This window comes from Thermopolyspora sp. NPDC052614 (assembly GCF_040678635.1).
GTDB lineage: Bacteria > Actinomycetota > Actinomycetes > Streptosporangiales > Streptosporangiaceae > Thermopolyspora.
The window spans coordinates 452470-473106 of sequence record NZ_JBFATZ010000004.1 but is presented as its reverse complement, the minus strand read 5'-3'; the positions used below and the strand labels follow the sequence as shown (position 1 = coordinate 473106).

Genomic DNA, 20637 nt, shown 5'->3' with positions numbered 1-20637 from the left:
GACCCGCGCCTCGCCCGTCTACCGTCACCCAAATGCGAAAGACATCTCCGCCTCATGCGACCGCCGTCGCCGAAGCCCGCCTCCGGGCCCTGCTCACCCCTTCCGCGCCGGTTCAGCCGTCGCCTCAGGAGGAACCGTTCCCTGTCGCGTGGGAGTTCGGGCCGCGCGCCGGGCTCGTTGATGCGGTGACGCCCGCCGTCTTCACGACACCCACGCCACTCACGCTGCCCACGGCATCCAGGACACCCGGGACACCCGCGGCACCGTTGCATGACGATCGCCGAGATGACGACCTGGCCGGAAGCGACATCGACGCTCATGTGGAGTCTTGGGCCGCAGAGGCGGAATCCTTGGCGGCCGGGCCACCGCCGCCGTCCCCGAGCGGCGTCGTGGAGCGGGCGCGGAAATCGCTCGAAGACCGCGCGGCATCCTTCGATCCGGGACGCCCGGGGCTGCGAGTCCTTCTCCTGCTCGGTGCCCTGGCGACGATCGTGGCGGCCGTCTACGCATGGCGGTCACGCCCGGAGGCGGAACCGCTTCCTCCGCCGGCGCCGGTGGGAGCCGTGAGCGCCGTGGCGACCTCGCCGTCCCCGAGCCCGTCCGGCGTCACCGTGTACGTCACCGGCAAGGTACGCGAGCCCGGCGTCCTCGTGCTGCCAGGAGGCTCCCGGGTCACCGACGCCATAGAGAAGGCCGGTGGCCTGCGGCCCGGCGCCAAGGCGGGCGCTCTCAACCTGGCCCGCCGCCTCGTCGACGGCGAACACATCATCGTGGGCGCCCCCGTGAACAACGCCTCATCCGGACAGGCTCCGTCGAGCGTCGCCTCCGGCAGCGCGGCCGCGTACGACGCCGCGCCTGGAGGCGTGCCGGGCGACCCCCTCGACCTCAACCTGGCGACCGCCGAGCAACTCGACCAGCGGCTTCCGGGGGTGGGCGAAATCCTGGCGCGGCGCATCACCGAGTATCGGGACGCCCACGGCGGTTTCCGCAGCGTCGAGCAACTCCGCGACGTGACCGGCATCGGCGATCGGCGCTTCGCGGAGCTGAGGGACAAGGTCCGCGTATGAGGACCATGGTCGATCAGACGCCACGCCGGACCCACTCCCTGATCCTCGTCGCTCCGGCGCTGGCGGCATGGGCGACGGCGTTCACCCTGCTCGGCCATCCGGCGCCGATCGCCTGGACCGTCGCGGCCCTGGCCACGTCGAGCGCCATCGTCCTGGCCCTCGCGCCGACCCGCGAATCCGTCGCTGCCCGTGCCGCGCGTCTGATCAGGTCTTCCCGAAAGGGGCGTGACCGCCCGGCCGACCGGACCAGGCGAGGGGAGACGAGTGGGTGGCGGCGGGCAGGGATCGGAGTGCTGGGCTCTGTCGCCGCCGTGGGGGCGGGCATCGGGTGGTGGACGCACCTCGTCAGCTCAGGACCGGTGGCGGAGCTCGCGCGGGAACGGGCGGTGGCGATGGCCGAGGTGGTGCTGAGCGGGGACCCACGGGTGATCTCCGCGCGTAAGGGGGTGGTGCGGCGGGAGAGCGTGGTCGTCGAGGGACGGGCGGAGGTGATCGACGTGGAGGGGCGGCGGACCTCGGTGTGGGCGCCCGTGGTGCTGCTGGCGAGCGGACGGGAGTGGACGGGATTGCTGCCGAGCCAGCGGGTGCGGGTGCGCGGACGGCTCAGCCCGGCGGATCCGGCGGAGTTGCGAGTGGCGGTCATGCTGGTACGCGGCCCCCCACAGGTGCTGAGCGGGCCGTCGCTCGTGCAGCGGGTGGCGGGGCGGTTGCGCCAAGGGCTGCGCGACGCGGCGGATGCGTTGCCGCAGGACCAGCGGGGGCTGCTGCCCGCGTTGGTGGTGGGTGACCTGTCCCGGATGGACGAGCGGGTCAGAGGCGATCTGAACGCCGCCGGGCTGGGCCATCTGACGGCGGTGTCCGGGACCAACCTCATGATCGTGGGCGGTGCTGCGCTCGTGCTCGCCCGCGCGGTGGGAGCGCCGCTGGCCGCGCGCGCCGTCGTCGTCGCGGGGGCGATGGTGGCCTTCGCCATCGTGGCACGACCGTCGCCCAGCGTGCTGCGGGCGCTGTTCATGGGCGTCGTCGGCGCGATCGCCCTCGGCACCGGCCGGGCCCGCGACGGCGTCGCCGCCCTGTCGGCCACCGTGCTCGTGCTGATCCTCTTCGACCCGGAGCTGTCCCGCTCGTACGGCTTCGCCCTGTCCGTCGCCGCCACCGCTGGCATCCTTGTGCTCGCTCCGCGCTGGCGCGACCGACTGGCGGCCAGGCTGCCGCCCCGCGTGCCACGCTGGGTGGCCGAGGCCGTGGCCGTGCCCGCGGCGGCCCAGGCGGGGGTCACGCCCGTGCTGGTGCTGATCTCCGGCCAGATCGAGGCCGTTGCCGTACCGGCGAACCTGATCGCCGGCCCGGCCGTGGCGCCGGCCACCGTGCTCGGCTTCGTCACGGCACTGGTCGCCCCGGTGAGCATGGACGCCGCCCAGTGGATCGCCCGCCCGGCCGGGCTCGCCGTCGGCTGGATCATCCTGGTCGCGGAACGAGCGGCGGCCCTTCCGCTGGCGGTGCTGCCCTGGCCGGGCGGCCCGCTCGGACTGCTGCTCCTCGGCCTCTCCGCGACCGTCGGCCACCTGCTGCTGCGCCGCGTCGGCACCCGCCGCGTCGTGCTCGCGCTGGCGGCGGGCGTCACCATCGCGTTCGTGGCCGTGACCCCGGTCGTCGCCCCCTGGCCGCCGCCGGGCTGGCTGCTGGTCGCCTGCGACGTCGGACAGGGCGACGCACTGGTCGTGTCCGCCGGAGACGACCGCGCCGTGGTAGTGGACACCGGCCCCGACCCGACCCTCATCGACGCCTGCCTCCGCGACCTGGGCGTTCGCCGCGTCCCACTGCTGATCCTCACCCACCCGCACCTGGACCACGTCGGCGGCCTGGAAGGCGTGTTCCGCCACCGTACGGTCGGCGCGGCCCTCGTCAGCCCCGGTCGTCGGCCCGCCCCGGAGACCGCCCGCCTCTCGCTGGAACTCCGCCGCAGAAGAACCCCCGAATGGGTGGCCCCGCCCGGCACCCGCTGGCGCTTCGGCCCCGCCGAACTCACCGTCCTCGCCCCGGACCCCCGCCCCGGCGCGCCCCCCATCCCGGACGGCGCCGGTGAGGGCTCCGCCGTCAACAACGCGAGCGTGGTGATCCACCTACGCTGGCCGTCCGGCTCCGCCCTGCTCAGCGGCGACATCGAATCCGAGGCCCAGACGGCCCTGCTCCGCCAAGGCGTCCCGCCGGTCGACATCCTCAAGGTCCCCCACCACGGCTCCGCCAGAGGCGACCCCACCTTCCTCGCCGCCGCCCGCCCCAGCGCGGCACTCATCAGCGTCGGCGCCGACAACGACTACGGCCACCCCGCCCCCCAAACCCTCGCCCGCCTCGCCGCCCTGTCCGTCCGCGTCTACCGCACCGACCGCCAAGGCGACCTCGCCGTGGTCACCGAAGGAGGCCGTCTCGCCGTATCCCCTCGTGGCAACACCCGCTCCGGGCTCTCCCGCGACCGGCCCGCGCCCTGACCCCGTGGAGGCGAAGGGCGTGTCCAGCCAACCGAACAGTCCCCCACCCCGCAATGAGGTTCGGGGCCAGGGCCGGACTGTAACTCTGTCGACTGCCCCCGAATTCCGGCCGATAATCTTTCCGCCGCAGCAAGGGGACCAAGACGGGAAGGGCCCGCCAAGACTCGTCCCGCGCCTAACGTCGATGACCTTGCCCCGCAGGACGCGAGGTCGCCCGGAAGCTTGCCGCCGAAGGCCGTCCCCTCACTCGGGACAACCTGCTGAACGAGGTTCGTAAGATCAGCCAGCGGGTTTCCACTAACCGCGCTACGGCTCTGCTGAGGAAGCCTCGCCAACCACGCCGGTCCTGATAGCCGGGCGCATTCCCCTCCGTGGCTCGCCTGGTCTCCTACACATCGACTGAGCGAGCGGACCATACGAGAACAGTTCGACGTCTTGGAGGCCGCCGAAATCACCTTCGCCGGTTCTCCGACGTGCTTCGCAAGTTGGCTGCCGACGTAGCCGAGGGCACTGCCTGTCCCGACTGCGGGCGCGACCCGTCCCATGCCTCCTGCTCTGCCCACACGAACCGCGACCGATGAGCGAGCCGCGCCCACCCGAGGTGGAGATCGTCCGTACGGGCACCACGGACGCCAAGACGCTGAGGCGGACATGGAGGCGGTCAAAACTGACCGTTCCGCTGACCTTTTGGCTCAAGGCTGCGCACGGCTCTAGCCGGCCCTCCGGCAGCGCATCGACCAAGCGTGACCGCCGCCGGTAGGGCAGGCCCACGTCGCAAGCCCGATCTACTCAAGAAGCTATCCGACCATAAAGGTCATGATGTTTAATAGGTTTTATTCTGCCGAAACCTGTATAGCGTGGCCTGAAAAAATATGGACATTTGAGGGCTTTAAGGATCGACTGGAACGTGTGAAACTCGCAGGGACCGGTTACCTCAGACACACGAGTAACCAGTTCAGCGAAGACTCCACATCGAACAGGTGCCCATGGCTGCAGCGATCCCCCCTAAGCCGCTGCTCGATAAGGCCACTGCGGCAGTGGCGCGCTTCGGTAAGGCCGCCGCTGCCAAGTTGAACGGTGGCGGTCAGCCTGAAGATCAGCTTCGTGCGCCGTTGGAGCAGTTGTTCCATGACATGTCCGAAGCCTTGGGTGTCTCCCTGGTGATGATCGGCGAGACCTCTCTGGCCTCGCTCGGCGTGCGCCCGGACTATGCCGTGGACGTGGCTGGTGCGCGGGTGGGTTACGTCGAACTGAAGGCCCCGGGTCGGGGTGTACCGACCGTCTGGACCCCCAACAAGCACGAGAAAACGCAGTGGGAGAAGCTGCGGTTGCTGCCGAACGTGCTCTACACCGATGGTGCTCTGTGGGCGCTGTTCCGAAATGGGGAGCTGGTCGGGCAGATTGCCCGGCTCAACGGCGACGTATACAAGGCCGGTAACAAGCTCGCCCCCCTTGACGGCGAGTTCGCCCGCATCGTCACCGAATTCCTGCTCTGGAAACCGGACCCGCCGCGCAACGTCCGCCAGCTCGTTCGAGCGGTAGCCGGTCTATGCAAGCTGCTGCGCACTGAGGTCAACGAAGCCATCGACCGCGAACGCCGTGGCGAGGAGGAACAGAAGGTCTTCACCGAGCTGAGCCGGGACTGGCGTAGGCTCCTGTTCCCTGGCCTGACGCATGAAGAGTTCGCCGACGCATACGCCCAGACGATCACCTTCGCTCTGTTGCTCGCCCGAGTTGACGGCATCGTATTCGAGGGCCGGACCCTGGGGCAGATCGCCGCCCAGCTCGGCAAGAACCACTCGCTGATGGGTAAGGCGCTCGCAGTACTGACGCATGACGCCGTGGAGGGCCGCAGCGTCGTCGTGGAGACGCTCAAGCGTGTCATTGGCGCTGTGGACTGGGACCGGATCAGCGGCGGCTTGGCGGACTCCTACCTGCACCTGTACGAGCACTTCCTTGAGGTTTACGACTCTGATCTTCGCAGGCAGAGCGGGTCGTACTACACGCCCAACCAGGTGGTTTCGTTCATGGTCCGGTTCGTTGACGACATCTTGCATGACAAATTCGGGCGGGAGGGGGGCTTTGCCGCCGGGGACGTCGTGGTCGTGGACCCCGCCATGGGCACCGGAACCTACTTGCTCAACATCGTCGAGACGGTGGCTCGGACGGTGGAGGAAGAGGAGGGCAAGGGTGCGATTCCTGGCCGCCTGAAGAACCTGTTCGGCCGTCTGGTCGGGATGGAGCGGCAGGCCGGGCCGTATGCGGTAGCCGAGCTACGGCTGAACCAGGCACTCAAATCCGAGTACGGCGCCGAAATTTCCGAGAAGGATCAGAAGCTATACGTCGCCGACACTCTTGACAGCCCGTTTGAGAACACGCAGCTCGATCTCGGCTCGATGTACGAACCGATCGTCCGCTCTCGGCGGGAGGCAAATCGGGTCAAGCGAGAGACGCCGGTTCAGGTGGTGATCGGTAATCCCCCTTACCGAGAGCGGGCCAAAGGTCTGGGTGGCTGGATTGAACAAGGCGCGAAAAACTCTGGGCACGGTATCCCACTACACGCCTTCAAAGCCCCGGGGCTCGGCAAGTACGAGTACGTGCTGTCGAATCTCTACGTGTACTTCTGGCGGTGGGCGACATGGAAAGTCTTCGACGCCCACCCCGAGCATCCTGCTGGCATCGTCGCGTTCATCACCACGTCGGGCTACACAACCGGCCCCGGTTTCGCTGGCATGCGGGAGTACCTGCGCCGGACGGCCGATGAGGGCTGGATCATCGATCTCTCGCCCGAAGGGCATCAACCCGACGTGCCGACGAGGGTCTTCGCCGGCGTTCAGCAACCACTATGTATCGGAGTCTTCGTCCGGTATGGCACCGGTAACCGCGAGACAGCAGCGCGGATTCACCATGTCAGCCTGTCCGGACATAGATCGGAGAAGTTCGCCCATCTGACGGGCCTGACCCTCGATAGCCCGGAGTGGACCGACTGCGCGACCGGTTGGCAGGACCGACTTCAGCCCGCAGGCGCAGACGACTGGGTGAGCTATCCCGCGCTCGGGGATCTGATGCCCTGGCAGGCTCCCGGCGTCAAGCCCAACCGGACCTGGGTGTATGGCCCCAACCCTGACATTTTACGGGCACGTTGGAATCGGCTTGTGGCAGCACTCGACGATCGTAAATCGACCCTATTCAGGGAGTCTCGGGACGCCAATCTCACGAAAATTCGTCAACCACTCCACGGCCAACCGGCCCGGAACTATCCCTTCAAAGAGGAACGTGGAAGCTGTCCGTCACCTATTCGTGTGGCGTACCGCTCGTTCGATCGCCAATGGTTGATACCTGACTCGCGTCTTCACCATGCGCCGAGCCCAGACCTCTGGCGAGTGTTTAGTGATTCACAAGTCTTTGTTACTGAGCAGCATGCTCACCCGCTCGAAATGGGCCCCGGCTTGGCCTTCACTGCGCATGTTCCTGATATGGATCACACCAACGGACGGGGTGGGCGAGTGCTGCCGCTCTACCGGGACCGCGCTGCCGGATCTGCCAACCTCGCCCCAGGCCTTGCCCGTCTGCTGTCGCAGCGCCTCGGCCTGTCCGTGACGGCTCCCGACGTGCTGGCCTACATCGCGGCGGTGACTGCGCATAGCGGCTATACAGCCCGCTTCGCGGAAAACCTGCGAACCCCAGGCGTACGCGTGCCACTCACCGCCGACCCGGAACTGTGGGCACAAGCCGTACAACTCGGCAAACGGGTCATCTGGCTGCATACCTACGGCGAACGCTTCGCAGATCCCGCTGAAGGCCGTCCTGCCGGTCCGCCCAAGCCGGCTCCTAGTCAGCGCGCCAAGGTCCAGGTGGCGATTCCGGGGACCGCCGAGGAGATGCCTGATGACATCTCCTATGACGCCGAGACAGCCACTCTCCATGTCGGCCTCGGCCAAATCTCGCCCGTGCGCCCCGAGGTGTGGGCATACGAAGTTTCCGGAATGAAGATCGTCAAGAAGTGGTTCGGCTACCGGAAGAAGAACCCGACAGGTCGCAAGTCCTCACCCCTCGACGACATCCACACAGAGGAGTGGCCCGCGGAGTTCACCACCGAACTCCTCCAACTCCTCCACGTGCTCACACTCTGCGTGGAGCTGGAACCTGACCAGGCCGACCTACTGGAGCGGATCTGCAACGGCCAACTCGTCACCGTAGCCGACCTGGAGGAGTCAAACGTCTTCCCGGTTCCTGCTGGCGCGCGGAAGGCCCCTCCCGCCGAATCCTCGGAGGCCCCTACCCTGCTGTGACCGTGGGGCCTCACAGGCGGGATCCCGTCGGCCTCGCTCAGGCCGCTGCACTGGACCATCACCAGAAGATCTCAAGGTCCCCCACCTTCAACAGCGCCGACGGCGAATGGGGCAACGTCTACGTTCTCCCCGAGGGCACGACCGTCAAGCCGGGCGGAGCCGTCGTGGTCACCTCGGACGTCGGCGTCGACAAGACCGACCCGGACGAGCCGCAGGGCTACCACATGGACTTCCGCTGCGGCTACAACGGCTACTGGCTGAACGACAGCGGTGACATCGTCTACCTGGATAAGGCGGAAGGCAGGAACGTCGACTCCTACGCCTACGACTTCAATAGCGGCTACTACGTCTAATCAGGCACCACCCGTAAAAACGCCCCCGTCTTCCCATTGCGTCCCATTGCGGGAGGGCGGGGGCGTTTTCGTCGTTCTCATATCGCGCCCGCGCGAAAGCGTGGCGTGATTAGGCCCTGCGCGCCTAGCCTGAAAGAGTTCCAGGGCTTCCAGGAGAAACGGCAGGGCCATGTACGACGGTAGCACTTTGGAAGAACCGGGCGCACGGCTGAGGGATCTGCGACGGCGACGCGGGCTCACGCAGGAGGCGCTCGCCGAGGCCGCCGGCCTCAGCGTCCAATGCATCAAGAAGATCGAGGGCGGCGGAAGCGCTCGCATGGAGACCTACCGCCAGATAGCCAAGGTCCTCGGCGTCACCACCGTGTGGTTCGTGGCCCCCGGTCCGCCCCCGCCCGTCGCCGAGTCCGGGACCACCACGCTGCTCGCCGACATGCGCGCGGCGATCACACCTGCCATCGGCATTCACGGGACGCCCCTGTACGGCACGGCCGACGGGGACGAGGTGAACCTGCCTCGCTTGCGGGACGCCGTCGACGCCGTCGCGCTCGCCTACCACGCCGACCGGTACGACGGCATTGCCCCGCTTCTCCCCTCGTTGATCCGCAGTGCGCAGTTCCATGTGAGCCGCCTCGACGACGGTAACGACGGAAGCGAGGCACTACGCCTGCGCGCCGACGCATTCAGCGTGGCCGGGCGCTGGCTCATCCAAGTCGGCGCTCACGATCTCGCCCTGACCGCCCTTCAGCAGTCGCTGAGAGACGCGCTGCGAATCGATAACGTGCCACTGGCGGCGGCGGCGATCGCCCTGCAGGGGTGGGCGATGATCCGGCAGGGCCGGTTCGGCGAGGTCGAGCAGTTGTGTGTGAACGCCGCGCAGGAGATCGAGCCGCGGATGTCGCAGGCGAGCGCGGAGGAACTCGCCGCGTGGGGGTGGCTGCTCATACGCGCGGCCGGGGCGGCGGCACGGAACAACCGCACACCGGACGCGGAGGAGTACCTGTCGCTGGCCCAGACGGCCGCCGCCCGCCTCGGCGTCGAGCACATGAACCTCTCCGGCTACCGGGCGTTCGGCCCTGTCTCCGTAGGCCTGATGCGTGTGGAGGTCGCGATGGTCTCCGGCGAGCCGGGGCAGGCGCTCGCCGCAATGGATGACATCGACCCGGCCGCCGGCCGTCCGCACTCCTCCACCTGGAACAGGGGGCAGATCGAGCGGGCCCGCGCCCTGGTCGACGTGGGCGACGCCGACCAGGCCACCGAGGTCCTGCAGGGGCTCAAGGCGAAAAGCCCCGAGTGGCTGCGCTACCAGCAGCGTGCACGGGATGTCGCCGAGCGCATCCTGCAGGCGCGCACCCGCGTGCCGAGCGCGCAGCAGCGCGAGATCGCCGACTTCCTGGGGGTCGGGTAGAGGGCCTACGGAACGTAGACGTTCGCGGCGGGGCGTGGCGATGAAGCCACGCCCCGTTGCTGTTACGGGTCGCGCTCGCTGCCTACCGTCTCGTGTCGGAGGTGGGAGATGCATCCTGGTCCATCAGCCGAGCGGCGCGGGCCGTGGCCGAGCCCTGCCGAGGTGCTGCAGGCCGCCTACGCCGACTGGCTGATCGTCCGCGATGTGACGCCCGAGGGCCGCCACGGCGACTGGATCGCCCGCCACCGCGACGACGAGGAACGGACCGTCCGGGCGGCGGACATCGACACCCTGGGGCGGCTGCTGAAGGACGCCGAGGCGACATGAAAAACCGGAACCCGCCGAGCCTTGCACCGACTCGACGGGCCCCTTGATCAGGAAGGTAGGTCCTGACCCATGCAGCAGATTACCGGCCCGATCCTTTCCCCCGGAACCGGGAGAAAGTGACCGTGGGCATCCTCAAGAAGATCCTCGGCGGCGGGGAGAAGGACGCGGACACGGGGTGGACGGGCAAGTCCCGCTCGCCACTGCGCAAGGCGCGCATCGAGCGCGAGAACGACTACGAGCGGCAGATCATTTGCAACAACGGCGCGTGCCCCGCGGTGAGCTTCTTCGTGAAGAAGACGCAGACCAGCGGGCGATGCGAGCGGTGCGGAACGAGGTGGCGGGTGTGACCGCCGGGGGGAGGCACCGCCTCGGCGCGCCGCGCCAGACGGTACGGCGGCGCCTTTGGGATCGGCACCGCAGGGCGGAGGCGGACGCGCTGAACGACCAGGAACCCGCGTGGACGGTCCTGTACGGCCCCTGGTCGCGTGCCTTCTGGGCGTTCGCGGCCCTGCCCGTGCCGCGCCCCCTGGTCGTCGATGCCCACACGGCCGAGGAACTGTGGGAACAGATGAGGGCCGCGGAGATGTCCCTCGCCTTGGCCGGAGACCGGTCGTGAGCGGGCAGGACGGGCCCGCGGGCGGCCAGGAGACCGGCGAGGGCGCGGCTGCGCTGGAGGCGCTGCTGTCGTGGCTGGAGGCGCATTACCCGTCCTTTCTGGATCCGTGCGGGAGGCAGGCGTGATCGGCGGACCCCAGTTCCTCTCGCACATGGCCTACATCGCCTCGCCCGACCGCTTCCGGGACGACGACCCACCGCCCGTAAACGACGACCAGGCCGTGGACGACGACCCGCCCGCCGTGGACGGGCCCTGCCGCGAGCGGACACGGGAAGGAGGGCAGACGCCGTGAGCAGCGACGACGACGAGGGCATCGAACTGGTGCGGAGGGCCTACCCCGGCTGGAAGATCTGGAAGTCCAGGTCGGCGGCCGGGGAGGTCCCCCATTACTACGCGACCCGTCGCGGTGAGACCCGCGACGGCAAGACGCCGGCCGAGCTGTGGGACAAGCTGACGCCCGGAAAGGACGACTGAGCTGGGCGCGGCGGCATGCGAACCCCGGTGACTCTGTGGAGCGAGGGATGCAACCCCGGGGTGAACCGTGCCGTCGCGCCCGACCATCCGTGGCCCCGCCACCCCCACGGCGGGCGGCCACACCCAGGCCCGGCATCCACCGCCACAACCCTGTCCACGGTGGATGCCGGGCCTTTCCCGTGCCGGTACGTAGGCTTGATGCATCCGACCTACGTCTGAGTCCGGGCGATGACCGCTTCGAGGTCGGCCAGGTTGGCTCCTTTGAGCACAACACCCGCGCTTCCCGTTTACCGAGGTCGGCCGTCGCCTACTCCTCGCGCTAAAACCGGGGCCTTTCCTCAAACTCAGAACGGCCCGACGCGGGTCGGGCCGTTCTGAGTGTCCAGTGCCTATGCGGCACTGATGTGTTATGTGTTCTCCGCGTCCTCCACGTGCTGAAGGGGGCGCGGGGCTTGTCGTGTCGTGGACCGGTGGCCCGGTCAGACGGCGGTCTTCACGTAGTGGCGGAACTCGGTGTCGAGGTCGGCGGCGTAGACCGACTTGCGGCAGCGCGCGCAACGGTAGAGCACGGGGCCGTCGTCGAGGGTGGTCCCGCAGCGCGGACAGTCGTGGTGTCGCATCACGGTGTTCATCGCGTTTTTCGCTTTCTTTCTTCGGTGTGTCTCAAGAATGGCCCGCGACGCCTGCAGGCGAGTTGAGGAGGACTTGCACTCCTCTAGTGACCGGCTGTGCGGTGGCGGCCCGTGCCGGTCGGTTGGCGCGGGGGCGGTGCGGGTCGTGGCATGCTGCTGGCATGGCGACGACTCCCGCACCCGTGACCTTGGTGGTCGGCGATGAGGAACTGCTGGTGGACCGGGCGGTGGCGGCGGTCGTGAACGCCGTGCGGTCGGCGGAGCCCGATGCCGAGACGCACGAGCTGGTCGGTGGCAAGGTCGAGCCGGGGGAGATGACGCAGCTGTCGTCGCCGTCGCTGTTCGGCGGTCGGTCGGTCATCGTGGTGCGGTCGGCGCACGATCTGGCGAAGGACGTGATCGCGGAGATCGTCAAGTACGCGGCGCATCCGGACGACGACACCGTGCTGGTGCTCGCGCATCCGGGCGGGGCCAAGGGCAAGGCGCTGGTGGACGGGCTCAAGAAGGCCGGGGCGGCGGTCGTCACGATCTCGAAGGTGACCAAGCCCGCCGAGCGGCTGGAGTTCATCAGGTCGGAGATCAAGCGGGCGGGCCGTACTATCGCGCCCGACGCCGCGCAGGCGCTGCTGGACGCGGTGGGGAACGACCTGCGCGAGCTGGCGTCGGCGTGCAGTCAACTGGCGTTCGACACCCCGGCCGAGCAGAAGACGATCGACGCGGCGGCCGTCGCCCGCTACCACCGGGGGCAGGCGGCGGTGAGCGGCTTCTCGGTCGCCGAGAGCGCGGCCGAGGGCAGGACGGCCGAGGCCCTGGAACAGCTCCGCTGGTCCCTCGCGACCGGCACGGCCCCGGTCCTGATCGTCAGCGCCCTCGCCAAGGAGCTGCGCACCCTGGCCAAGGTCGCGGGCGCCCGTAACCTGCGCGGTGCCAAACTCGCCCAGACCCTCGGAATGCCGCCCTGGCTCGCCGACCGCTACCAGGCCCGCCTGCGCGCCTGGGGACCGGAGGGCCTCAGCGCCGCCATCCAGGCCGTCGCCGTGGCCGACGAACAGGTCAAGGGCGGCGGCACCGATCCCGCCTACGCACTCGAACGCGCCGTTCAGACCATCTGCGCCAGCCGCAACGGCCGCTAGCCGCGTTCAGGCAGCCGGTGCCGTAGCCCCCCATGACGCGGTCGGTGTCGGGGGTCGCGGGCTCAGCCCTGGGCCGCCGGTACCTGCTGGGCGGTGCGGATGGCGCCGTCGTGGAGTTCGAGTACGCGGTCGGTGCCGGGGGTCGCGGCCTTAGCCCTGGATCGCCGGTACCTGCTGGGCGGTGCGGATGGCGCCGTCGTGGAGTTCGAGTACGCGGTCGGTGCCGGGGGTCGCGGGCTCAGCCTTGGACCGCCGGAATTTGCTGGGCGGTGCGGAAGGCGCCGTCGTGGAGTTCGAGGACGCGGTCGGCGAGGGTGATGAGGGCGGGGTCGTGGGTGGTGACCAGGGCGGTGACGCCCTCGGTGTGGACGAGGGTGCGGATGAGCTCCATGATCTGGCGGCCGGTCTGCGAGTCGAGTTGGCCGGTGGGCTCGTCGGCGATGAGCAGGCGGGGGCGGTTCGCCAGGGCGCGGGCGATGGCGACGCGCTGGCGCTGGCCGCCGGAGAGCTCGTACGGGCGCTGGTTGGCGTGGGCGGACAGGCCGACGAGGGTGAGGAGCTCCTCGACGCGTTTGTCGCGTTCGGCGGAGGGGGTGTTGGTCAGGCGCATGGGCACGCCGACGTTCTCGGCCGCCGACAGGACGGGGATGAGGCCGAACGACTGGAAGACGAAGCCCACCACCTCCCGCCGCAGGTGCAGCAGCTCGCTCTCCGGCAGGCCGGTGATTCGGCGCCCGGCGACCGTCACCTCTCCGGCGTCGGGGCGGTCGAGGCCCCCGATCTGGTTGAGCAGGGTCGTCTTGCCCGAGCCCGAGCGGCCGGTGATCGCCACCAGCTCGCCGGGGTGGGCCTCGAAGGAGACGTCACGGAGCGCGACGACCTCTCGCGCCCCCTGCCGGTACACCTTGCGCAGGTGCTCGGCGATGACCAGCGGATCACTCATCACGGCCTTCCTGAGGTCGGTCGGGCCACACCCCGATGTGGTCGTGCTCCAGTTCCAGACGTACGCGGCGTCGCAGGTCGAGGGCGTTCATGAAGTCGCGGGGGAGTTGCAGCCGCCCGGCCCGGTCGAGCACCGCGTACTCCTCGGCGATGATCCGGCCGTCGGACGCCTCCCGGCGCAGCGTCTCGCTGCTCGTACGGCCGTCGCGGATGCCGACGGTGCGGTCCACCTGCCCGGACACCGCCGGGTCGTGGGTGACGATCACCGCGGTGACGCCGAGCTCCCGGTTGACGCCGCGCAGCGCCTCGAAGACCTGCTCGGAGCCCTCGCTGTCGAGCTCGCCGGTGGGCTCGTCGGCGAGGATCACCTCGGGCCGGTTGGCGAGCGCGACCGCGATGGCCACGCGCTGCTGCTCGCCGCCGGACATCTCGGCCGGGCGGCGGTCGGCGCAGTCGCCCACGTCGAGCAGGTCCAGCAGCTCGTCCGCGCGGGCCGCGCGGGCGCGCCTGCCGCCGATCCGGGCCGCGGCCCGGCCGCCCGCCACCCGCATCGGCAGCAGCACGTTCTCCTTCGCCGTCAGGTACGGCAGCAGGTTGCGGCCGGTCTGCTGCCAGACGAACCCGACGACCTCGCGCCGGTAGCGCAGCCGGTCCCGGTGGGTCATCGACAGCAGGTCGGTGCCCGCCACCCGGGCCACGCCCGCCGTCGGCACGTCCAGGCCCGACAGCACGTTCAGCAGGGTCGACTTGCCCGAGCCGGAGGCGCCCACGAGGGCGATCAGTTCGCCCTTGCCGACCAGCAGGTCCAGCCCCTGCAGGGCGACCACCTCGACGCCCTCGGTCTTGTAGATGCGCACCAAGTTGTCGCACACGATGTGCGCTTCGGGGTGGGCGTGATCGGGGTAGGCATGCTCGGGGTGGGCGTGCTCGCCCGACCCGGGTTGGGACGGCGGCGCGGGAGCCGACGGATTGGACGGAGTCACGTGGCGTCTCCTGCTCGAAGGACGGATCCGGGGGACCGGCGGCGGCCGGCGGCGGCGTGCGCGAACCCGCCGAGCACCGCCAACGCCGCCAGACCGGCGGTCAGCAGGACCGGCACGGTCAGGGCGAGCGGACGGTCGTGTACGCCCGGCGACCCGGCGTACACCGAGAAGTCGATGCCCGGGCCGAGCGCGGCGGGCAGGGCCAGCCCGAGCAGCAGCCCGGCGACGGCCGCGCACACCACGACGGGGGCGACCTCCAGCACGGTCACGTTCCGCGCCTGGCCCTCCGACAGCCCGAGCGCGCGAAGGTAGGACAGGCTCACGGCCCGGCCGTCCGCCCCCGCGACCAGCGCGATGACCACCGACAGGACGGCGTACGCGGCCAATGCCACGGTCACCACCCGCAGCACGGTCCGGATCGCGGCGGTGAGCGGCGCGTTGGCGAGCCGGTCCGCCTCGGCGCGCACGGTGACGACCGAGACGCCGGTCCCTCCGGCCGCCTCGCGCAGCAGATCCGGATCGGGATCGTCGCCTCCCACCAGGAGCACGTTCGCCAGGTCGCCCAGCCCGGCCCGGGGCAGCTCCTGGTACGGCACGACGACGAGGCCGCCCCGGTCGGGTGCCAGTCCGGGCAGCCCGCCGTCGATGACGCCCTTGGGCACCACCCGTATCCGCTTATGCCAGCCGAGCTCGAAGCTGGAGAACATGGTGAGGTCGGCCGTCACGAGCGCCGGCACGGCCGGAGCGCTCGCGTCGCCCACGGTGCCGGTCGGCGTGTCGGCCGATGTGACGGGCGGCGGGGACGGCACGGTGAGCGGGCCGTCGGCGAGCAGCGTCCGGTACGCGGCGAGGTCCACGCCCACCACGCTGACGCTCTGCCCGCGCACGCCGAGGGACGCCTCGCCGGTGAGGGCGGGCAGGACGGCGCTCACCCCTGGCACGCTCCGGATCCGCTCGACGGCGGGGCCGGGCGGGCCCGCCGGGCGTTCGATCCGGGCGGTCGCGCCGACCGTCCGCCAGGCGGCGAGGTTCTGGGCCGAGTCCAGCGCGTCGGCGACCACGACCCCGTACACCGACACGGCGAGGGCGGGAAGCAGGATCAGCACCGGCAGGGCCCCCGCGGCCCCGGTCCGCGCCGCCAGCGTCAGCCCCAGGAAGGGCACGGCGGAACGGCGGCGGGCGGCGAGCCGCGCCAGCAGCCGCAGCGGATACGGGTACAGGCGGAGGGTGACCAGCGCGGCGGCCAGGGCGAGCGCGGCGGGCACCACCAGCAGGAACGGGTCGGCGCCCGCCGGGCTCGCCGGGGCCCCCGCGGTCCCGGCGGTCCCGGCGGCCGTCAGCCCGCGGGTGCGCAGCAGGTAGGCGCCGACGAGGGCGAGCACGACGACCAGCGCCTCGGCGACGAGGCGGCGCGGAGACGGACGGCGGGCGGCGACGTCCTCCCGCCGCTCCCGCGACGTCACCCGGTGGTCCGCCGCCGCGAACACGGCGGCGAGCGCGACGGCCGCCAGGGCGATCAGCGGCGGTCCCGCGTGCACCGCCGCCGTCGCCGTGCCCGGCACAAGGAACGCCAGGCCGTACCCGGCCAGCGCGGCGGGGACGCACACCGCCGCGACCGTTCCCGCGGCGACCCCGGCGACGCCCGCGAGCGAGCCGCCCCGGGCACGCGCCAGGGCCAGCGACGGGCGCATGCGACCGACGAGCAACCGCACCGCGAGCGCGACGACGCCGAACGCGACCACGGCGAGGCCGCCGATGACCAGCCACATCAGGGCGTCGGCCGTGCGTCGGCGGTCGAGGAACCGGGTCAGCGCGCTGCCCAGGCCCGTCTCCAGCTCGAACCGCGCCCTGCCGTCCGGGCGGGCGGTCCGTTCCCCCAGCAGATCGTGGAAGCGGTCGAGCGCGTCGACGAGGGCGGGAGCCGTACGGGCGGTGATCGCGCGGCCGTCGACGGGCAGGACCCACTGGTAGCGCAGGTCGCCGTTGTATCCCCGGAGCCGCTGCAGGCCGGAGCCGTCGATGAGGCCGGTGAGGTGCTGCTCGTCCTCGTCGGCCTGGGACTTGCGGATGGACACGCGCAGCAGGCTCCGGTTGCGCCGCCAGAACGCGTCGGCCGGGTTCACCGGCTCGAACAGGCCGGTGACGTGGGCGAGCACCGGTTCGGCGCCGCCGAGCAGCAGCAGCGAGCCCACGGACAGACTCATCGCCTCGGCCCCGGCCCGGGACAGGGCGACGTCGAAGACCGGCACGGCGCCCAGACTGGGATAGCCGGGTACGTCCTTCATCGTTTTCGGCGGCCCCGGCGGCGAACCGGCGACGTAACGCACCCGCTGATCCGCCCCCGCCGACCAGCCCAGGGTGAGGAACTGCAGCGCGTAATCCTGTTCGGCGATCCGGTCGGCCAGCGGCATCGCGTTGGTCACGGCGCCGTAGAACGCCCCCGCCTTGGCCGCCTTCGCGCCGTCCAGGACCACGCCACGCAATGCGGCGGGGAGCGCCCCGCGCCACAGCGTGTCCTTCTCGGCGAGTTCGCCGGTGCTCGTCAGCAGGTCACCGGCCCACTCCGGCCGCAACGAGACGACCAGGTCGGTCGTCTCCGGCGGCTCTTCGCTCAGCGCCTGCCGTACGGCCCGGTCATAGGACCCGTCGAGAACCTGCGGCAGCCCCGCCACCAGCAGCGAGGCGCTCAGCGTCAGCAGCGCGAGCAGGGCGGCCACCCCCCGGTGAACGCCGAGTATCCGCAGCGGGCTCATCGTTGCCTCACCCCGATCGGGTGGGTGCGGCGGCCGTGGTTCGCGCCGCTGCGGCGTGTGCCGGGCGGAGGGGACTGGGTGGGGGTGCCTCGGCGCAGTCGCGCCCGGAGTGTGCCGGGGACGGGCGTGGCCGCGTGTCGGCGGGCGGTGAGGCGCGGGAGTCTCATCGTTCCTCCGACGGGGGTGGGGTGGTGCGGTGCACCGAGCGGGCCAGGATGGCGACGATCGCGGACAGGGCGGCGGCCACGGCGACGGGGAGGGCGAGCGTGGCCGCCCACGGGATGGTCAGCAGCACGTCGGGGGTGACCGCGGCGGCCTGGCCGGTCAGCACGATGTGCGGGACGACCAGGGCGGCGACGCCGAGAGCGAGCAGGGTGCCGACGATCGGCGCCAGGACCGCCAGGAAGGCCTGCTCGACGGCGAGCAGGGCGAAGGTCTGGCGGAGGCTCGCCCCGAGGGCGCGCAGGACGGCGAACTCGGCGGCCCGTTCGCGGGCGGCGACGGCGGCGTTGACGACGAAGGCGAGTACGGCGAACAGCAGGGCGGCGGCGAAGCCGAGGATCAGGGCACCCTGCAGCCCGGCCGCGAGGGGGTCGCCGAGGAGGCGGCGCTGGAGGGCGGCGCGGTCCACGGCGCTCTGGCCCCATTCGGGGTGCCGGACCACGATGGCGGCGGCCTCGCCGGTCTCGTCGCGCAGGGAGAGCCACCATTCGGTGACGGTGCTCGGCGGGACCGCGTCGGCCAGGTCGCGGGCGAGCAGCGACCGCAGGTCGGCCAGGACCGCCGGACCGGTCTGGGCGGTCGCCGAGGAGGGCGACGCGGCGCCCGCGGCGACCGGGCCGCTCGTGGGATCGACGGCGGGCATCGCCGTGACGATTCCCGCCACCCTGACCGGCACGGGCCGGCCGTCGAGCAGCAGGCTGGTCGTGCCGCCGGGGGAGAGGCGCTTGCGCGCGGCGACGTCGGCGGTGATCACGACGGGCAGCGGTCCCGCAGGACGATCTCCGGCCGGCATGACCGCGACGCTCTCGTCGGCCCTTCGCGCGCTGGACTCGGGGGGAGCGGGGGCGGGCACGTGCAGCGTCAGCACCCCGTCATCGGTCGCCGCCCGCGCCGAGCCGATCGCACCCCCGCCGTGCACCGAAGCGGTCCACGAGCCGCCCGTCGGCACGCTCGCCGCCTCGCCCGCGTCGGTACGGATCTCCGCCAGGGTGAGCGTGAGCGCGCTGCCGGTCGCCGGGGCGGGCACGTCGAGACGCAGGCCGCGGATCGCGAGGGGATAGGCGAGCCGCCCCGACCTTCCCGCGAGCGCCGCCAAGTCGACGGTGATCCGGCGGGCGCGCCCGTCGGGCGTGAGCGCGCCGAGCGCGATCTCGTGCCGGACCCCGAGCGCGTCCTCGGCGACGAGTCGCGGGGCCAGCCCGGCATAGGCGTCGGCGTGATCCGGGGAGTCGAGGGAGAGCCGCACGAGGACCGTGATCGTCTTCGGCGTGCCCGGCAGCACGAGCGGGGCACCTTCCGGACGTCCGGCGGACAGTACGGACGCCACGGCGGTCGCGGCCCCCCGCGCCTCATCGGCCGACGCTTGGTCGTCGGCGTTTCGCGGTGGCTGGGGATGCTGCAGCAGGTCGGCCCGGAGCAGCATCAGGCGGCCGAGTCGGGTGCTGTCGGCGGCGAGCAGGGTGACCTCGTCGCCGTTCAGGGAGGCGGGGCTCCGTACGACGGGGGAGACGCCGGTCACGCCGGGCAGCGCGGCGAAGACGGATCCCCGGCCCAGCGGCCCCAGCTCGGGCACGTCGGCCGAGCCGGAGATCCGCAGATCGGCCCCGGCCTGGTGGCGTGCCTGGTCCTGCTGGGAGGTCCGCCAGGTGGCCGCCGTGGCCATCGACAGGACGCCGATCGCCACCGCCATCGTCAGCAGCAGCGCCGGTCCGGCGTACTTGAGCGGGCGGCGGCTCACCTGCCAGGAGCCGAGCGCGGCGGCCAGGCCCCGGCGGGGCGTGGCGACCCGCGCGGCGAGCCCGGACACGCCCGGCACCAGGCGCAGGCCGAGCATGCCGCCGCACAGCAGGGCGAGCGCGGGGCCGGTCACAATCAGCGGGTCCACGCCGAGGCCGCCGCCGGTCGTGCCGGTCACCGGGCCGCCGTACCGGCGAAGCTGCCACAGGGCGAGCGCGGCGAGCACGAGCAGCGCCGCGTCCACGCCCGCGCGCTGGATCAGGCCGCGACGGGCGCCGCGTCCGCGTGCGCCCTGCTCCTCCACATAGGTCCGCCGGATCCCCTGTACGGCGGGCAGGGCGAGCAACGCCGCGCAGCCGATCGCCACCAGGATCGACACGGCGAACGCCGACGCTCCGATCTCGGGCACGAGCCGCGGACCGTCCCGCCGGATCCACGGGATGGACTCGACCAGCCCGAGCAGCGGCGGGGCGAGAAACGGCGCCGCGACCGCGCTCGGCAGCGCCACCAGCAGGGCCTCGGCCCCGGCGAGCAGCGCCAGCCGGGGCGCCCCCGCGCCGCGCGAGCGCAGCAGCGCCACCTCCATACGCCGGTGGTCGGCGAGCAGGCGGGCGGTGAGCATGAGCGCGTACGCGGCGAGCAGCACCAACTGCAGCACCGGCACGAGCATCGTGGAGCGGGCGACCAGCGCGGCCTGGTCGAGCCGGGTGAGCATCTCCGGCAGCCTCGTGTAGGCGGTGCAGGCCGGGCAGTCCGCCTTCACCCGCGCCGACAGCCCGGCGGCCGAGGCGGCGACCGACCGCAGCCGGTCCGGCGCCATGCCGCCGAGGTCGGGCACCGACCACCAGGAGGCGGTGACGCCGTGGGCGAACCGCCCGGCGAACGTCGCCTCGGGCACGACGAGCGGCCCATAGGTGGTGTAGTCGCCGCGCTCGACCCCGCGCCGCAGCAGCTCGTCACCGGCCCAGCGGGGCGCGTACGGGTCGGTGAGGAGGAAGATCCCGGTCACCCGCACCCGTACGGCCACGCCGTCCAACCGCCCGACGACGCGGAATTCGGACCCGGGCGACAGCTTCAGCGCCTCGGCGACCGGCCGCGCCACCGCGACCTCGACGATGCCCTCGTCGTCGCCCCCATCGTCACCACCGTCGCCCCCAACGTCGCCGACCGCCGCGTCCGGGCGGTCGCCTTCGCGTCCGTCGGTGGTTTTGC

Annotated in this window: 17 protein-coding genes; 12 read left to right on the top strand and 5 right to left on the bottom strand. The window is 71.4% G+C overall.

Annotated elements, in window-relative coordinates; all coding sequences use genetic code 11:
• The first annotated feature begins 563 nt into the window (after nucleotides 1–563).
• The 11 genes from AB0K60_RS11755 to AB0K60_RS11705 all read left to right on the top strand — a co-directional run bounded on the left by AB0K60_RS11755 (nucleotide 564) and on the right by AB0K60_RS11705 (nucleotide 11023).
• On the top strand, nucleotides 564–1067 hold the full coding sequence (locus tag AB0K60_RS11755; RefSeq protein WP_364051834.1) for a ComEA family DNA-binding protein: 504 nt from the start codon (nucleotides 564–566) through the stop codon (nucleotides 1065–1067).
• Nucleotides 1064–3556, top strand: a complete 2493-nt coding sequence (locus tag AB0K60_RS11750) for a ComEC/Rec2 family competence protein (RefSeq protein ID WP_364051831.1) — start codon at nucleotides 1064–1066, stop codon at nucleotides 3554–3556. Before AB0K60_RS11755 ends, AB0K60_RS11750 begins: the two co-directional genes overlap by 4 nt.
• A 986-nt stretch (nucleotides 3557–4542) precedes the next feature.
• Nucleotides 4543–7848, top strand: coding sequence for a type ISP restriction/modification enzyme (locus AB0K60_RS11745; RefSeq protein WP_364051828.1), 3306 nt, complete (start codon nucleotides 4543–4545; stop codon nucleotides 7846–7848).
• A gap of 2 nt (nucleotides 7849–7850) precedes the next feature.
• On the top strand, nucleotides 7851–8201 hold the full coding sequence (locus AB0K60_RS11740) for a hypothetical protein (protein WP_364051825.1): 351 nt from the start codon (nucleotides 7851–7853) through the stop codon (nucleotides 8199–8201).
• 169 nt (nucleotides 8202–8370) lie between these two features.
• Nucleotides 8371–9606: a helix-turn-helix domain-containing protein gene (locus AB0K60_RS11735; RefSeq protein WP_364051822.1), complete on the top strand. Its 1236-nt coding sequence runs from the start codon at nucleotides 8371–8373 to the stop codon at nucleotides 9604–9606.
• Between the two features lie 108 nt (nucleotides 9607–9714).
• On the top strand, nucleotides 9715–9933 hold the full coding sequence (locus AB0K60_RS11730) for a hypothetical protein (protein ID WP_364051819.1): 219 nt from the start codon (nucleotides 9715–9717) through the stop codon (nucleotides 9931–9933).
• A gap of 116 nt (nucleotides 9934–10049) precedes the next feature.
• Nucleotides 10050–10280 (top strand): hypothetical protein, encoded by a 231-nt coding sequence (locus AB0K60_RS11725; protein ID WP_364051816.1) that lies wholly within the window; start codon nucleotides 10050–10052, stop codon nucleotides 10278–10280.
• The gene (locus tag AB0K60_RS11720) at nucleotides 10277–10549 is read left to right on the top strand and encodes a hypothetical protein (protein ID WP_364051813.1); all 273 of its coding nucleotides are present in this window, start codon (nucleotides 10277–10279) and stop codon (nucleotides 10547–10549) included. The genes AB0K60_RS11725 and AB0K60_RS11720 overlap by 4 nt, the downstream gene beginning before the upstream one ends.
• Nucleotides 10546–10674, top strand: coding sequence for a hypothetical protein (locus AB0K60_RS11715; protein ID WP_364051810.1), 129 nt, complete (start codon nucleotides 10546–10548; stop codon nucleotides 10672–10674). Before AB0K60_RS11720 ends, AB0K60_RS11715 begins: the two co-directional genes overlap by 4 nt.
• Entirely contained in the window at nucleotides 10671–10841 is a 171-nt protein-coding gene (locus tag AB0K60_RS11710; protein WP_364047587.1) for a hypothetical protein, read from the top strand. The genes AB0K60_RS11715 and AB0K60_RS11710 overlap by 4 nt, the downstream gene beginning before the upstream one ends.
• Nucleotides 10838–11023 (top strand): hypothetical protein, encoded by a 186-nt coding sequence (locus AB0K60_RS11705; RefSeq protein WP_364051807.1) that lies wholly within the window; start codon nucleotides 10838–10840, stop codon nucleotides 11021–11023. The genes AB0K60_RS11710 and AB0K60_RS11705 overlap by 4 nt, the downstream gene beginning before the upstream one ends.
• Nucleotides 11024–11502: 479 nt before the next feature.
• Here the strand turns inward: AB0K60_RS11705 and AB0K60_RS11700 are convergent, their stop codons facing one another.
• Complete coding sequence (locus AB0K60_RS11700; RefSeq protein WP_364052114.1) at nucleotides 11503–11646, bottom strand: hypothetical protein; 144 nt, start codon at nucleotides 11644–11646, stop codon at nucleotides 11503–11505.
• A gap of 170 nt (nucleotides 11647–11816) precedes the next feature.
• Here AB0K60_RS11700 and holA point away from each other — a divergent pair, with 170 nt between their 5' ends.
• Nucleotides 11817–12788, top strand: a complete 972-nt coding sequence (holA, locus tag AB0K60_RS11695) for a DNA polymerase III subunit delta (RefSeq protein ID WP_364051804.1) — start codon at nucleotides 11817–11819, stop codon at nucleotides 12786–12788.
• Between the two features lie 238 nt (nucleotides 12789–13026).
• On the opposite strand, the gene AB0K60_RS11690 is transcribed toward holA, so the two are convergent.
• From AB0K60_RS11690 to AB0K60_RS11675, 4 genes are all read right to left on the bottom strand, one after another.
• Entirely contained in the window at nucleotides 13027–13731 is a 705-nt protein-coding gene (locus AB0K60_RS11690) for an ABC transporter ATP-binding protein (RefSeq protein WP_364051801.1), read from the bottom strand.
• Entirely contained in the window at nucleotides 13724–14713 is a 990-nt protein-coding gene (locus tag AB0K60_RS11685; protein ID WP_364051798.1) for an ABC transporter ATP-binding protein, read from the bottom strand. Before AB0K60_RS11685 ends, AB0K60_RS11690 begins: the two co-directional genes overlap by 8 nt.
• Nucleotides 14710–17466 (bottom strand): FtsX-like permease family protein, encoded by a 2757-nt coding sequence (locus AB0K60_RS11680; RefSeq protein WP_364051795.1) that lies wholly within the window; start codon nucleotides 17464–17466, stop codon nucleotides 14710–14712. The genes AB0K60_RS11685 and AB0K60_RS11680 overlap by 4 nt, the downstream gene beginning before the upstream one ends.
• Nucleotides 17467–17629: 163 nt before the next feature.
• Nucleotides 17630–20637 (bottom strand): ABC transporter permease (locus tag AB0K60_RS11675; RefSeq protein ID WP_364051792.1); only part of this gene is annotated, 3008 nt, incomplete at its 5' end.